Source organism: Enterococcus sp. DIV1444a (genome assembly GCF_051712125.1).
GTDB classification, from domain to species: Bacteria; Bacillota; Bacilli; order Lactobacillales; family Enterococcaceae; genus Enterococcus; species Enterococcus faecalis.
In genome coordinates this window covers 2208067-2221924 of record NZ_JBIOOG010000001.1, presented here as the reverse complement: position 1 = coordinate 2221924, position 13858 = coordinate 2208067, and the positions used below count along the sequence as shown (strand labels likewise).

Here is a 13858-nt window from a genome sequence, read left to right as displayed (position 1 = left end):
TTTTATTATGTTTAGTTAGCGCCGAACTTTTCTTCCCAAACCAACAGCATTTTTCATTCGTTGAAGTGTTTTGTTGGCTACACGGCGAGCGTTTTCTGCGCCCTCATCTAAAATCATATCTAATTCTTCTGAAGCTAGAAGCTCTTGGTAGCGAACTTGAATAGGTTCTAATAAGGCAACCACTGCTTCTGCTAAATCTGCTTTGAAGTCTCCATAGCCTTTGCCTTCGTAAGCTTGAACAAGTTCCTCAACAGTTTGACCTGTTGCAGCAGAATAAATATTTAGTAAGTTAGTAATGCCAGGCTTTTCTTCTTTATTATATTCAATTACACCAGTTGAATCAGTTACAGCAGAGCGGATTTTTTTACGAATCACTGCTGGCTCATCAAGCATTGAAATAAAGCCCTTCACATTTGTATCGGATTTACTCATCTTTTTCGTTGGTTCCTGTAAGCTCATAATTCGACTACCTTGCTCAGCAATTTTTACTTCAGGCATCGTTAAAATTTCTTGTTTTTTTTGAGCGTAACGTTTGTTGAAGCGTTCCACAAAATCACGTGTTAGTTCTAAATGTTGTTTTTGATCATCTCCGACTGGCACTAAGTCAGCGTTGTACAACACGATATCACCAACCATTAATGGAGGGTATGTTAAAAGACCAGCACTTACGCCAGCACGACCATTTTTTTGCGATTTATCTTTAAATTGTGTCATTCGCTCTAACTCACCAATAGAAGTATTGCACTGAATGATCCAACCAGCTTCTGCATGCGCACTCACTTCAGACTGTATGAAAATTGTTGCTTTTTGTGGGTCTAAACCAACTGCTAGGTAAAGAGCTGCTAAGCTACGAATTTGTTGGCGTAGCTTTTGCGGTTCTTGGGGAACAGTAATGGCATGCTCATCCACAATACAAAAATAACAATTGTATTCATTTTGTAATTCGATAAATTGTTTCATCGCACCAATGTAATTTCCGATTGTCGGAGTACCACTGGGCTGAATACCAGAAAAAATTGTTTTCATTAAATAACCACCTGACTTTAGACTTAAGATAGTGAATAGTTCTATTATACATTTTATTAGCAAAAAATACATGGGAACTTCTTGAAAAGTCACCAAGAGAAGTAAATTATAACAGCATCCATAAAAATAGAAAACTGTATTACTTTTTTACAGAATCATAACGAATATCCATAAAATTTATTAAAAATTAACCCTAATTTTACACGGATGTAATGAAGGAAAAATAAACAAAGTTAATAAAAAATGTTTAAAAACCCCTAGTATTTTTATTAGAAATTAGGTATACTGGTTTTAAATAGAGGAACAGTAAAGTTCCCTGTTTCAGAAACGCGATGATTCGCGAAAAGGAGTGATGCACAATGTTGACACTTTATACTTCCCCGAGTTGCACGTCATGTCGTAAGGCTAGAGCCTGGTTGCAAGAGCACGAAATTCCTTTTAAAGAAAGAAATATTTTTTCTGAACCTTTAAACATTGAGGAATTAAAAGCAATTTTAATCATGACAGAAGATGGAACAGAAGAGATTATCTCTACTCGCTCTAAAGTCTTCCAAAAATTAAATATGGATTTGGACGAGCTTCCACTTCAAGACCTATTAGAGTTGGTTCAAGAAAACCCTGGATTGTTGCGTCGGCCAATTATGATTGACGAGAAAAGATTACAAGTCGGTTTTAACGAAGATGAAATTCGTCGATTCTTACCAAGAGATGTTCGACAACTGGAATTGCGCCAAGCACAATTAATGGCAGGTTTATAAAAAATATAAAATTTTGTTCTTTATTTGTTAATTGTAATAAAAAACGATTCATATGAATTTAGGGCCAGGGATTTTTATCTCTGGCTTTTTAATACATATTTAGAATTTGTATTCATTTGATTTGGCAGAACGTGGTCAAGGAAAAATAGTATCTTTTTTGGAGAGACTGCGTTAAGATGAAGAGGTAGAAGGAGCGAAAAACCAATCGTTAAAAAAGTTCAAAGTTTATAAAACGCTCGCTAGTTTTCGAGGATTTACAGACTTTCCACTTTACTTTTGTGTAGTTTTCGCTACAATGAACGTAAGAAGTTTCCTGATTGAAGCAAAGAGAGGTGTAGCGCTATGGAAATGGAACATATTAATGAAAATACGATTCGTGTGTTAATTGGCAACGAAGACCTGGCGGATAGAGGGATTACTTTTCTTGACTTACTAGGAAACCACAAAGATGTTGAAAATTTCTTTTATAGTATTTTAGAAGAAGTGGATGTCGAAGATGAATTCCAAGGTAGTGAAGCAGTCACTTTCCAAGTCTTGCCTAAAAATGATGGCTTAGAACTGTTTATTAGTAAAAATGTCGCTATGGACGAATTGTCTTCCTTAGAAGGCTTAAGCGAAGTCAATGCAGATGTTAGCGAATTGATTCGCAAACAAATTGAAGCAGACAAAGCAGCCGCCGATGAACTTGACGAGATGGAAGCCACAGATGAAACCAACAGAAATGTAATCTTTGAATTAGATAATTTTGAAGCGATGATCCAATTATCCAAAGAAGTCTTCATGCAATCTGTTTTGACTAACTTATACACGTACAACAATCGTTATTACTTACAAGTTTTGTTCTTAACCGATGAATTAGAGAAAACAAATGTTGACAATGAAATCGCGCAGATTTTAGAGTTTGCTCATAAAACAACTGTCACTCAGGATACTTTAGTCGAATATGGCACTTGTATTATGGAACGCAGTGCGCTGGAATTAACACGGTATTACTTTAATGATTAAGTAAAAAAGCAAAAACTTTCGGGTTTTTGCTTTTTTTTTCGATGAAAATAAATAAACTTTGCGTAGTTTATTTATGAGAGGTGAAAATCATGTTAACAGCTTTAACGGCAGACAACCAAGAATTATTTTCTTTAATCGATTGCTCGATTGATGAATTAACACAGATACGAAGCGAACAAGCTTTTGTGTGCCCAATGTGTTATCAATCGGTAATTTTGAAGGCAGGCCCCATTAAAATACCCCATTTTGCTCATCGGAAAAGAAATAGTTGTTGGTACGAAGCAGAAGCTGAAACAGAAGAACACCTCCGCTTGAAGCAGCTTTTTGCGGAAAAGTGTTTACGCGAAAAGCTGTCCTTTCAAGTTGAAGCATATTTACCCACCTTGAAGCAACGCCCAGATTTACTCATTGGCAAGATAGCCATTGAAATTCAATGTAGCCCATTGCCAATTAAACGTTTGGTGGAACGGACGGAGACTTATCAAGCTCATGGCTATCAAGTTGTTTGGATTTTAGGTGAACGTTTAGTGCCTAAAGACAAACTCACGCAATTAACGAAACAATTCCTTTATTTTTCGGAGTCCTTGGGATTTTATTTATGGACGGCCGATAAGAAGCAAGAACGAATAGAATTACTTTGTCATATTGAAGAGAGTCAATGTCAACAATTTTATAGAAGAAAACAATCATGGGATTTTTACGAAAAAAAATTACTAGAAATCTTCCAACTGCCAATCGCTAATTTAAATTTACTGCCAAATAGACGTCACACTGGGCAATTGATACATGATTATTATCAAAAATTAACTCAACAACTTGGTTACAGAAATGCTCAGTTGCTTAGAACACAAAGCTTTTTATATATGAAAGGTTGTCACCTTCTCCAGTTACCTCCTTGGTTTTACTACCCTGGATTAAAGCTATTACCTTCTTCTGAAGAAGATATTCATTTAAAAATGCTTGTTTGGGAAGCACTAAAAATCGAAGAAGGACATTTAGTGACAAAACAGGAACTGTGGCGTATCTTGGAAGCTATTTTTTGGGAAGAAGGGAACTTTGTTTGGCAACCACTGCCGAATATTGGCTTAGAAAAGCTTTTTAAAATCGTGGGAAATAACTTATTGAGATGGTTACAAGAATGTCATGTGTTAATTAAAGTAAACAATAAGTACCTAATAACTAGTATTTTCCTAAGAGAAGATCCTGAAAAGCTCATTCATTGGCTAAAAAAAGTGAAAAAACAACATTTTTTTAGTCACACGTGTTAAATTATGATAGTATAATGAGTAAAACGTTTCTTAAAGGAGAGTAAACTATGAGTGAAATTAAACAATTACCGACACGTGATGAAGTTCCAACTTCATTGACTTGGGATTTAACCAAAATTTTTAAAGATGATGCTGCTTTTGATGTTGCTTATGAACAGTTGACAGAGGAGCTAAATCAAGCAGAGTCATTTAAAGATACATTAGGGAATGGCGCAGAAGCCTTTTTAGCTGCATTAGAATATGTTTTAGATGTCTATCGAAAAGTGGAAACATTATATGTCTATTCTCATTTAAAAAATGATCAAGACACTACAAATACAGCTTACCAAGCTTTATATGCAAGAGCTAGTTCTTTATATGCACAAGTCAGTGAAGCTGTTTCTTGGTTTGATCCAGAGCTCTTAACATTAAGTGATGAACAAATCTGGGGATATTTTGAAGAGCAGCCAAAATTAGCTGTTTATCGTCACTATATTCAAAATATTTTAGATGAACGTCCCCATGTTTTATCAATGGAACAAGAAGCTTTACTTGCGGGAGCTAGTGAAATTTTTGAGGCCTCAAGTAATACTTTTTCAATTTTAAATAATGCAGACTTAGAATTTCCAACTGTGCAAAATGCTGAAGGAGAAACGATTCAACTTTCTCATGGTGTTTATGGTCAGTTAATGGAAAGTGTCGATCCATCTGTTCGTGAAGCAGCATTTAAAGGGTTGTACAAAGTATACAAACAATTTAGAAATACATTAGCCTCAACTTTGGGTGCCCATATTAAAACACATAATTATAAAGCAAAAATTAGAAATTATGATTCTGCTCGGGCAGCATCTTTAGCAAGTAATCATATCCCTGAAAGTGTTCACGAAACATTAGTAGCGGTAGTAAATAAACATTTACCTTTGCTGCATCGCTATGTAAAATTAAGAAAAAGATTATTAAACGTAGAAGAATTACACATGTACGACTTGTATGCACCTTTGCTAGGTGAAGCACCAATTCGTTACAGCTATGAAGAAGCAAAAGAAAAAGCAATTGAGGCTTTAAAACCATTGGGTGAAGACTATTTATCTATTGTTAAAGAAGCTTTTTCAAGTCGTTGGATTGATGTGATTGAAAATCAAGGAAAACGAAGTGGCGCATATTCTTCAGGAGCTTATGATACAGCCCCATATATTTTAATGAATTGGCATGATAGTTTGGATCAACTATTTACATTAGTCCACGAGATGGGCCATAGTGTTCATAGTTACTATACAAGAAATAATCAGCCGTATGTTTATGGTGACTATTCAATTTTCTTAGCTGAAATTGCTTCAACAACAAATGAAAATATTTTAACAGAATATTTATTACAAACAGAAACAGATCCTAAAGTACGTGCGTATGTCTTAAATCACTATTTAGACGGCTTTAAGGGAACCATTTTCCGTCAAACACAATTTGCGGAATTTGAACATTTTATTCACACGGAAGATGCTAAAGGCACGCCATTAACAAGTGAATATTTGAGTGAGTATTATGGCGAGCTTAATGCTAAATACTATGGACCAGAAGTAGTTAGAGATGAAGAAATTAGTTACGAATGGGCGAGAATTCCTCATTTTTATTACAATTACTATGTTTATCAATATGCAACTGGCTTCTCAGCCGCTTCGGCATTGTCTAAACATATTTTAGCTGGAGAAGAGGGAGCTTTAGAGAACTACCTTAACTACTTGAAAGCAGGAAGTAGTGACTTCCCAATTGAAGTGATGAAAAAAGCGGGCGTGGATATGACACAAGCCGCGTATATCGAAGATGCAATGAAAGTTTTTGAAGAACGTTTAACAGAATTAGAAGCTTTGGTTGAAAAATTATAGACAAAAAAGTGGGCTATAAGTCGAAATGACTTATAGCCCACTTTTTAAATCTTAAGATAATCAATCAACTACTTTTGTCGTAGTCTCTTTTTTATAATAAATGTAAATGTCCATTTGGAAAATGATAATTGGAGCGACGTTTAAATTCGAAGGTTGCGTCACCTTGGTCCAGCAACGATTCGTTATGCGGATGGACACGACACAGTTGTTTAATTTCATCCATGTTTTCAAAATTTTCGACTAAAATGCCGAAATCATTCTCACAAGTATAGTTGTAAACGACTGCGGTAGGGTGTTGTTTAATCCCCATTTCTCGAGCAACTTTTTGATCGGTTTGGAAAGATTCTTTGACAAAATCTGATTGTCGGTCTTTACGATACATATCAATGTCCCCGCCGGCCGCTAGAAGTAGTTCTTCTGATAACTCAGGAGAGTAGGCTAAACCGTCTTCAGCTACTGCTTTTTGTAAGCCAATCAACAATTGTCGACCTTTTTTTCGGCCTTGTAACTGTGCTGCTTTATAGTCAAGAGCGGCTGAGTATAAATCTTCAAAAATTCGATTCCGTCGTTTAATGTCATTAATCGGAATATGTTGACGACTTAAAAATTCATTGATCGTTTTCATGTTTAATAAAGGGATAAAGCGCAATTGTATTTTCTTCTTGTCGTTAACAGACAATTGTATAATTTCTTTTTCAATTTCTAAACAGACGCCGCCTAAAGGATTGACGAACAAATAAATTTCAACCATTCATACTTCCTCCAATGCCATGCTTTTTCAAATACAGGTGCCAGAACGTCAGTGCTTCGAATACTAAGGGGCAGTGGTCCGCATCATGCGTTGAATCTTGTTAGGTGCAAGCGTAATGGGAATGTTCAAATCAGCCATTAATGTTTGAAACGCTTGCTTGCCGCTTTCAGCTTCAGTAACTTCTAACTCTAATTCAAAATCGTGCTGTTGGTTATACCAACTTTCGTCTAGCGCAAGTAATCCTTGAGGAATTTGTTTTTCTGCACGTGCTGTTTTTAATGAACCAATTAAATGGATTGAGGCGATTTCAATACCTAATTCTTGTAATTTCTTCGCCACAGCCCCCTCAGTAGGGAGTTGATTCATTTTGATAAAGTGGTTCGCCGTCTCAAGCGATAAAGGGTCGTTGATTTCTAATAATCCTTCTGGCGCAGGAACTTTTAAGGTTAACTCACCACGATCTGCTAATACGCGAATTCTTAAGCCCATTCGTTGTGCTTTTAATTGAAAATCGTCCGTATCAAAATAATGATTTGTTTGCGTAAAAAAGTCCGTTTTTTGAATAGCAAAATGGTCGATTAATCGTTTGAAATCTTGTGGACTAACTAATGTTTTAAATTCAATTTCTAAGTGCTCACTCATGGGGTTCTCTCTCTTTCTTAAATCACTCCAATTTTCACATATTATATAGGTTTCCGTCAAGAAAAGTGGTCTTCTCTGTGAAAAAAATTTCTAATGAAAGGTGTTTGGAAATCAAATAGCGAATAACACCCTATTTTAGGGAGGACTGTGGTAAAATAATCAGTGAATGAAATTCAAGGAAATTGAGGGATCTACCATGGAACGAAAGTGGGAGCTGTTTTTAGCGCCATATGAACAGGCGGTCAGCGAATTAAAAGTAAAACTACGAGGTATTCGTAAACAATTTCGGGAGCAAGATAAACACATACCAATTGAATTCGTTACGGGACGTGTGAAACCAGTAGATAGTATTTTGACAAAGACGGCTATTCGTCATATTCCTTTAAATCGGATTGAAGAAGAAATGCAAGATATTGCTGGTTTGCGGATTATGTGTCAATTTGTGGAAGACATTTACCAGGTAGTCGCACTTTTAAGAAATCGTAAAGACTTAAAAATTGTGGAAGAACGGGACTACATTGAAAATAAAAAAGAAAGTGGCTATCGTTCGTACCATGTGGTGGTGGAATATCCTGTGCAACTAGTCACTGGGGAAAAGATTATTTTGGCCGAAATCCAAATTCGGACACTCTCTATGAATTTTTGGGCAACGATTGAACATTCTTTGAATTATAAATATCAAGGTGTCTTTCCAGAAGAAATGAAAGAACGTCTTCAGCGAGCGGCAGAGGCAGCATATTTATTAGATGAAGAAATGTCATCCATTCGTGAAGAAATTCAAGAAGCACAACATTACTTCTCTCATGGCCGTGGGTTGCTAGAAAACGAATACTATAAGCAAATTAAAAACGAAACACCAGAAAATCAGTAAAGGAGTCAGCTTATGAAAGTGGCGATTGTTCATAACTCGGAAGAAAAATCGAAACAAGTTACAAAACAACTGACAAAACTATTAGAGCAAAACCATATTCAAATAGACAATCGTCAACCTGAACTTGTGATTTCAGTCGGCGGAGATGGTACGCTTCTTTCCGCTTTTCATCGATTTAATCATCTGTTAAACGAAGTAAGTTTCTTAGGTGTACATACCGGACACTTGGGTTTCTATACAGATTGGCGTGATTATGAATTAAAAGAACTAGTTGAGAGTTTGTGTATTCATCGTGAAAAAAGTACGAGTTATCCATTATTAGATGTGCGGATTCGGTTTAGAGATGGGAAACCAGATAAACATTTTTTAGCATTAAATGAATCGACAATTAAACGAGGAAACCGGACGATGGTGGGCGATGTGTTTATTAAAGACGAACTGTTTGAACGATTTCGTGGTGATGGGTTGTCGATTTCGACCCCCACTGGCTCTACTGCGTATAATAAAAGTATTGGTGGAGCTGTTTTACATCCCAGCATTAATGCGTTTCAGCTAACAGAAATCGCCTCCTTAAACAATCGTGTCTTTCGAACATTGGGTTCACCGATTGTAATCGCCCATACGGAGTGGCTGGAGATTAAATTACAGGAAAGTGATGATTATTTTGTCACGGTGGACCAATTAGATATTTATCAAGAAAATATCGCTTCTGTCTGCTATCGAATTGCAGATGAACGGATTCATTTTGCCTCTTATCGGCACATGCATTTCTGGCATCGAGTGAAAGATGCCTTTATTGGTGAGGATTAATTAAACGATGGAATTTCAATGGATATATGACAAAGAAACAACACAACAAGTGAAATATTTTTTAAAGGAACAAGGCGTTTCAAAAGGGTTATTAGCGAAGGTGAAATTTCAGGGTGGTAAAATCCAAGTGAATGGGACCGTTCAAAATGCCATCTATCCTTTACAAACTGGCGATGTCATTAAAATGACGATTCCAGATGAAGCGGAACATGAGACGTTATTAACAGATGATGAACCGATTGAAATTGTGTTTGAAGATGATCATTTTTTAGTAGTTAATAAGCCTGCTGGCATTGCCTCGATACCTGCTCAGTATCATCCTTCAGGAACGATGGCGAATCGTGTCAAGGGGTATTACAAGCGACGAAATTATGTTAATCAAGTCATTCATGTCGTGACTCGTTTAGATCGAGATACTTCTGGGCTGATGTTATTTGCGAAACACGGCTTTGCCCATGCTTTAATTGATCAAGAATTACGAGAAAAAAAGGTAACAAAAATTTATTATGCCCTTGTTGGTGGAGCGATTGAGCAGTTAAACGAGCATCAATTGATTGAAAAGCCAATCGGGCGCGACTTGTCCTCTTTATTAAAACGCCAAGTTATCGAAACGGGTCAATTTGCTAGTACAGAATATTGGCTCGCAAAAAGAGGTGCCCAAGCAGCAGCTGTGCGCATTCAGCTCCATACAGGACGAACACACCAAATTCGGGTACATTTTGAAGCAATTGGCTGTTCATTGTTAGGGGATGAGATGTATCATGGAGAGATGGATCAAGGAATTGAGCGGCAAGCGTTGCATTGTATGGAACTAATTTTTACTCATCCTTTTACCAAAGAAACGGTTCATCTGATTTCCCCACTAGCGGAGGATATGAAAAGTGTAGATGATACGTTATAATAATAAAGAGGCAGGAGGGGAAAGTGTAAGATGAATGAAGGCCAAGAAATGGAAGAGCAATTTGCCCTTCTTTTAGAAACGCTAAAAAATCAACAAATGAACGAATTTCGTGAGCTATTTTTAGCGTTACACATTTATGAACAAGGACAATTTTACCAATCGTTAGATGAAAAAGACCGACAACATTTATACAATTACCTATCTCCGAAAGAACTAGCGGATATGTTTGATGTTATCGAAGAAGATAATGAGAATATGAAAGATTATTTAGCTGAAATGCGCCCAAGTTATGCAGCAGATATGTTAGCTGAGATGTATACCGATAATGCGGTGGATTTACTAAATATGTTAGATAAAAGTCAAAAGGCGAAATATCTTAGTTTGTTAAGTAGTGAAGAAGCAGGCGAAATTAAAGAGTTACTTCATTACGAAGATGAAACTGCTGGGGCGATTATGACCACCGAATTTGTTTCGATTGTGGCGAATCAAACAGTGCGTTCTGCGATGTACGTCTTAAAGAATCAAGCGGACATGGCGGAAACAATCTATTATGTTTACGTAGTCGACCAAGAAAATCATTTAGTCGGCGTTATTTCGTTGCGGGATTTAATTGTTAATGATGATGATACTCTGATTGCTGATATTTTGAATGAACGGGTCATTTCAGTTCATGTTGGCGATGACCAAGAAGATGTCGCGCAAACAATTCGTGACTATGACTTCTTGGCTGTGCCCGTTACAGATTATGATGATCATTTGTTAGGGATTGTAACAGTTGATGATATTATTGATGTCATCGATGATGAGGCCGCTAGCGATTACTCTGGTTTAGCCGGGGTCGACGTTGAGGAAGTTAGTGAGAACCCTTTAAAAGCTGCTTCTAAACGATTACCTTGGTTGATTACGCTGCTGTTTTTAGGGATGTCTACGGCCTCGTTAATCAGTAATTATGAGTCTTTAGTTAGCGAAGCGAGTATTTTAGCCGTTTTTATTTCTTTAATTACCGGGACAGCCGGCAATGCCGGGACACAATCATTGGCGGTCGCGGTACGCCGTTTGGCTATGAAAGATGAAAAGGATAGTAATTTTGGTCGCTTAATCTTAAGTGAAGTGCTCACAGGATTAGTGACGGGGGCTGTGACAGGTTTAACCATTATGATTGTGGTTGGCGTGTGGCAACATAATCTTCCGCTTGGATTTGTGATTGGCATGGCAATGCTCTGTGCAATTACTGTAGCGAATTTAGCAGGGAGTTTAATTCCGATGTTAATGGACAAATTAGGGTTTGATCCCGCAGTTGCCAGTGGCCCGTTTATTACTACGTTAAGTGATTTAACCAGTGTATTAATTTATTTCAATATTGCAAGCATGTTTATGCGTTATTTTGTTTAAAAAATTGCACTTATTTATCATGAGACCGAGGTAAAAGGATTCGTTGGTTTGCTTAAAATTAAAAAAGTGAGGCAGCCGTCGTTGCGACGGCTACCTCGCTTTTTTAGATACAAGAAATTAAACAATTTTTGTGCCATGGACTTCTGTCACTTTTAAAGTGTCCATCACAGTTTGAACGTTTTCTGTGGAAATACCGCCACCTGGTAAAATAAGAATCCGTTGATCTGCATAGGCAATTAATTCTTTTAAATGATCAAAGTTGTCTTCGATGGGGGTGCCAGCTGGTCCACCATGAGTTAAAATACGCGTAACACCACGCTCAGCTAACCAGTCGATCGCTTTAAATTGGTTTTCTTTCGACAAGGTGTCAAAAGCCATATGGAAAGTGATTTGCAAGCCTTCAGCTGTTTCAATGAATAAGTCCAAAGCTTCTTCATCTAACCAACCATCCTCAGTTAAACAGCCAATAACAATGCCGTCGGTTCCTAATTTCTTTGCTTCGATTAAATCGGTATGCATAATTTTTAATTCAATATCATTATAGACAAAATTGCCGCCACGAGGACGAATGATTGTCATCACTGGTACAGAATGTTCGCCAGCGTATGCTAAGACTTCTTCAATAACACCAGTACTTGGCGTCGTTCCACCCACGGCTAAGTTATCGCACAATTCGATGCGATTCGCACCTTTTTGAATAGCTTGGGGAATCTTAGTGAAATTTTCGGCACAGAATTCTTTAATCATTTCTTATCGCTCCTTGCTTTTTCTTCACAGGCATTGTACCATAATTCTGCTTACTACCATAGCCCTGTAAAAAAGAGTGCAACTTTTTATAAGAGAAAATGTTCATTTGATGAACGTAAGGAGTTTTAAATGTTAAAGAAAATTGAACGAGCACAACAATTATTGAAAAAAGAAGCAGCCGTATTTCGCTGTCCAACTTGTCATCAGCCAATGCATTTAGAAGGGGTTGGTCTGATTTGTCAACAGAGGCATCAATTTGATTTATCCAAGAAAGGCACGCTATACTTTCTAAATCATGGCGTTCAGACAGAATATAATAAAAAAATGTTTACTTCTCGAGGAAAAATGATTCAAAGTGGCATGTACGCGCCTGTTTTAAACAAAATTATGCACTATCTTCCTCAAAATAAAACAGTAGTCGATGTTGGTTGTGGTGAAGGGAGTTTTCTAGCTGAGTTAAGTCAAGCAGGCTTATCTGGACTGAAAATCGGATTTGATTTATCAAAGGAAGGAATCTATTTAGCAAGTAATCAACCAATTGATGCTTTTTGGTGTGTGGCGGATTTAACGAATTTGCCATTTGCGGATGAAGGGCTTGATGCGCTTTTAAATATTTTTTCTCCTTCACATTATCAAGAATTTCGGCGAGTACTAAAAGCTGAAGGGACTGTTATTAAAATTATTCCTGAAGAGCATTATTTAAAGGAATTACGAGCGGCTTTTTATCCCAATGACGAAAAGAAACAAAGTTATTCCAATCAAAAAGTAGTTCAACGTTTTGCCGAGGAATTAGCTGTGGAAGTAGATGAACGAATAACTTATCGCTTTGACATTCCCGAGGAAAGACGGTTGGATTTATTAGAAATGTCGCCATTAGAGTGGCAAGTTTCTCAAGAAGTTAAAGCCGAGCTACAACAGCGACCGTTGGAAAAAATCACGATTGACGTCCGCTTGTTAGTGGGTCGTAAAAGATAGACTTTTTTGTGAAGAAAATCCTAAAAAAGTCTTGCAATAAAGTGACATTGGTGTTATATTACTTACAAGTTGTTTTTTCATTGGTTTTTATCAGGGTCCTGTTCTGATAAAAGTTAGTGAAGAGACCTTCACTAACGTAACGACTCGCCGTGCTAGACACCGAGACGGTACGTTTTTTTTATTGGTTAAAATAGTTGCCGCCTGACATCATCGCGTCATGCGGTTTTTTTGAAAATAAGTATTATGGGCGCTATTTATTTTGAATTTATGCTAAAATGAATACGATTGATATTTGAGGAGCTGAAGATAGTTGACGAACCATATTGTTTTATTTGAACCACAAATTCCAGCAAATACTGGAAATATTGCACGGACATGTGCAGCGACGAATACACCGTTGCATTTAATTGAACCTTTAGGATTTTCAACAGATGATAAACACTTAAAACGTGCCGGATTAGATTATTGGAATGATGTAAATATTACGTATCATAAAGATTTGGCTGCCTTTTTAGCCCATGTGGCAGGCAAACACTTGCATTTAGTAACCAAATTTGCTCACCAAACATACAGCGAGGTCAATTATAATGATGGCGAGGACCATTATTTTCTTTTTGGAAAAGAAACAACGGGCTTACCAGAAACGTTTATGCGAGAAAACGAAGAAAAGTGTATCCGAATTCCTATGAATGATGAACATGTGCGCTCATTGAATCTTTCTAACACTGCCGCACTAATTGTTTATGAAGCCTTACGTCAGCAAAATTTTCCGAACTTAGAACTGACTCATCATTATGAAAATGATAAATTAGATTAAAAAAGTTAGGGCAGCAGCGCTTTTTTCAAAAATGTC

General features: G+C 36.9%; 14 protein-coding genes. 10 read left to right on the top strand and 4 right to left on the bottom strand.

What is annotated here, in order from left to right:
• Positions 1-15: 15 nt before the first annotated feature.
• Complete coding sequence (gene trpS / locus IGI87_RS10610; protein WP_438736986.1) at positions 16-1026, bottom strand: tryptophan--tRNA ligase; 1011 nt, start codon at positions 1024-1026, stop codon at positions 16-18.
• 359 nt (positions 1027-1385) lie between these two features.
• Here trpS and spxA point away from each other — a divergent pair, with 359 nt between their 5' ends.
• From spxA to pepF, 4 genes are all read left to right on the top strand, one after another.
• The gene (gene spxA, locus IGI87_RS10605; RefSeq protein WP_002356477.1) at positions 1386-1784 is read left to right on the top strand and encodes a transcriptional regulator SpxA; all 399 of its coding nucleotides are present in this window, start codon (positions 1386-1388) and stop codon (positions 1782-1784) included.
• Positions 1785-2126: 342 nt separating this feature from the next.
• Complete coding sequence (locus IGI87_RS10600) at positions 2127-2789, top strand: adaptor protein MecA (protein ID WP_317094995.1); 663 nt, start codon at positions 2127-2129, stop codon at positions 2787-2789.
• An 89-nt stretch (positions 2790-2878) separates the two neighbouring features.
• Positions 2879-4057, top strand: a complete 1179-nt coding sequence (locus IGI87_RS10595) for a competence protein CoiA (RefSeq protein ID WP_438736984.1) — start codon at positions 2879-2881, stop codon at positions 4055-4057.
• 47 nt (positions 4058-4104) lie between these two features.
• A complete protein-coding gene (gene pepF / locus IGI87_RS10590) occupies positions 4105-5916 on the top strand; it encodes an oligoendopeptidase F (RefSeq protein WP_438736982.1) in 1812 nt (603 codons plus the stop codon).
• Between the two features lie 91 nt (positions 5917-6007).
• Here the strand turns inward: pepF and IGI87_RS10585 are convergent, their stop codons facing one another.
• Together IGI87_RS10585 and IGI87_RS10580 are read right to left on the bottom strand one after the other, a co-directional pair.
• Positions 6008-6667 carry a ClpXP adapter SpxH family protein gene (locus IGI87_RS10585; RefSeq protein WP_438736980.1) on the bottom strand — a complete coding sequence of 220 codons (660 nt, stop codon included), beginning with the start codon at positions 6665-6667 and terminating at the stop codon, positions 6008-6010.
• A 63-nt stretch (positions 6668-6730) separates the two neighbouring features.
• A complete protein-coding gene (locus tag IGI87_RS10580) occupies positions 6731-7309 on the bottom strand; it encodes a CYTH domain-containing protein (RefSeq protein ID WP_104854893.1) in 579 nt (192 codons plus the stop codon).
• Between the two features lie 196 nt (positions 7310-7505).
• On the opposite strand from IGI87_RS10580, the gene IGI87_RS10575 reads away from it, so the two are divergent.
• Genes IGI87_RS10575 through mgtE form a run of 4 tightly spaced genes read left to right on the top strand, consistent with a single transcriptional unit; the run spans position 7506 to position 11283 of the window.
• Complete coding sequence (locus tag IGI87_RS10575) at positions 7506-8180, top strand: GTP pyrophosphokinase (RefSeq protein ID WP_280211001.1); 675 nt, start codon at positions 7506-7508, stop codon at positions 8178-8180.
• Positions 8181-8192: 12 nt separating this feature from the next.
• The gene (locus IGI87_RS10570; RefSeq protein ID WP_113794507.1) at positions 8193-8990 is read left to right on the top strand and encodes an NAD kinase; all 798 of its coding nucleotides are present in this window, start codon (positions 8193-8195) and stop codon (positions 8988-8990) included.
• 7 nt (positions 8991-8997) lie between these two features.
• The gene (locus IGI87_RS10565) at positions 8998-9891 is read left to right on the top strand and encodes an RluA family pseudouridine synthase (RefSeq protein ID WP_104854891.1); all 894 of its coding nucleotides are present in this window, start codon (positions 8998-9000) and stop codon (positions 9889-9891) included.
• 30 nt (positions 9892-9921) lie between these two features.
• The gene (gene mgtE, locus IGI87_RS10560) at positions 9922-11283 is read left to right on the top strand and encodes a magnesium transporter (RefSeq protein WP_002362548.1); all 1362 of its coding nucleotides are present in this window, start codon (positions 9922-9924) and stop codon (positions 11281-11283) included.
• Between the two features lie 117 nt (positions 11284-11400).
• On the opposite strand, the gene cutC is transcribed toward mgtE, so the two are convergent.
• Positions 11401-12030: a copper homeostasis protein CutC gene (cutC, locus tag IGI87_RS10555; RefSeq protein WP_202566569.1), complete on the bottom strand. Its 630-nt coding sequence runs from the start codon at positions 12028-12030 to the stop codon at positions 11401-11403.
• A 129-nt stretch (positions 12031-12159) separates the two neighbouring features.
• Here cutC and IGI87_RS10550 point away from each other — a divergent pair, with 129 nt between their 5' ends.
• Together IGI87_RS10550 and trmL are read left to right on the top strand one after the other, a co-directional pair.
• Positions 12160-13005, top strand: coding sequence for a methyltransferase domain-containing protein (locus IGI87_RS10550; protein ID WP_438736977.1), 846 nt, complete (start codon positions 12160-12162; stop codon positions 13003-13005).
• Positions 13006-13315: 310 nt separating this feature from the next.
• A complete protein-coding gene (trmL, locus tag IGI87_RS10545; RefSeq protein WP_002356493.1) occupies positions 13316-13822 on the top strand; it encodes a tRNA (uridine(34)/cytosine(34)/5-carboxymethylaminomethyluridine(34)-2'-O)-methyltransferase TrmL in 507 nt (168 codons plus the stop codon).
• Positions 13823-13858 lie beyond the last annotated feature (36 nt).

What these genes read in the sequence shown, in the direction of transcription:
- trpS (WP_438736986.1), bottom strand. Translation starts at nt 1,026, where the DNA reads ATGAAAACAATTTTTTCTGGTATTCAGCCCAGTGGTACTCCGACAATC.
- spxA (WP_002356477.1), top strand. Translation starts at nt 1,386, where the DNA reads ATGTTGACACTTTATACTTCCCCGAGTTGCACGTCATGTCGTAAGGCT.
- IGI87_RS10600 (WP_317094995.1), top strand. Translation starts at nt 2,127, where the DNA reads ATGGAAATGGAACATATTAATGAAAATACGATTCGTGTGTTAATTGGC.
- IGI87_RS10595 (WP_438736984.1), top strand. Translation starts at nt 2,879, where the DNA reads ATGTTAACAGCTTTAACGGCAGACAACCAAGAATTATTTTCTTTAATC.
- pepF (WP_438736982.1), top strand. Translation starts at nt 4,105, where the DNA reads ATGAGTGAAATTAAACAATTACCGACACGTGATGAAGTTCCAACTTCA.
- IGI87_RS10585 (WP_438736980.1), bottom strand. Translation starts at nt 6,667, where the DNA reads ATGGTTGAAATTTATTTGTTCGTCAATCCTTTAGGCGGCGTCTGTTTA.
- IGI87_RS10580 (WP_104854893.1), bottom strand. Translation starts at nt 7,309, where the DNA reads ATGAGTGAGCACTTAGAAATTGAATTTAAAACATTAGTTAGTCCACAA.
- IGI87_RS10575 (WP_280211001.1), top strand. Translation starts at nt 7,506, where the DNA reads ATGGAACGAAAGTGGGAGCTGTTTTTAGCGCCATATGAACAGGCGGTC.
- IGI87_RS10570 (WP_113794507.1), top strand. Translation starts at nt 8,193, where the DNA reads ATGAAAGTGGCGATTGTTCATAACTCGGAAGAAAAATCGAAACAAGTT.
- IGI87_RS10565 (WP_104854891.1), top strand. Translation starts at nt 8,998, where the DNA reads ATGGAATTTCAATGGATATATGACAAAGAAACAACACAACAAGTGAAA.
- mgtE (WP_002362548.1), top strand. Translation starts at nt 9,922, where the DNA reads ATGAATGAAGGCCAAGAAATGGAAGAGCAATTTGCCCTTCTTTTAGAA.
- cutC (WP_202566569.1), bottom strand. Translation starts at nt 12,030, where the DNA reads ATGATTAAAGAATTCTGTGCCGAAAATTTCACTAAGATTCCCCAAGCT.
- IGI87_RS10550 (WP_438736977.1), top strand. Translation starts at nt 12,160, where the DNA reads ATGTTAAAGAAAATTGAACGAGCACAACAATTATTGAAAAAAGAAGCA.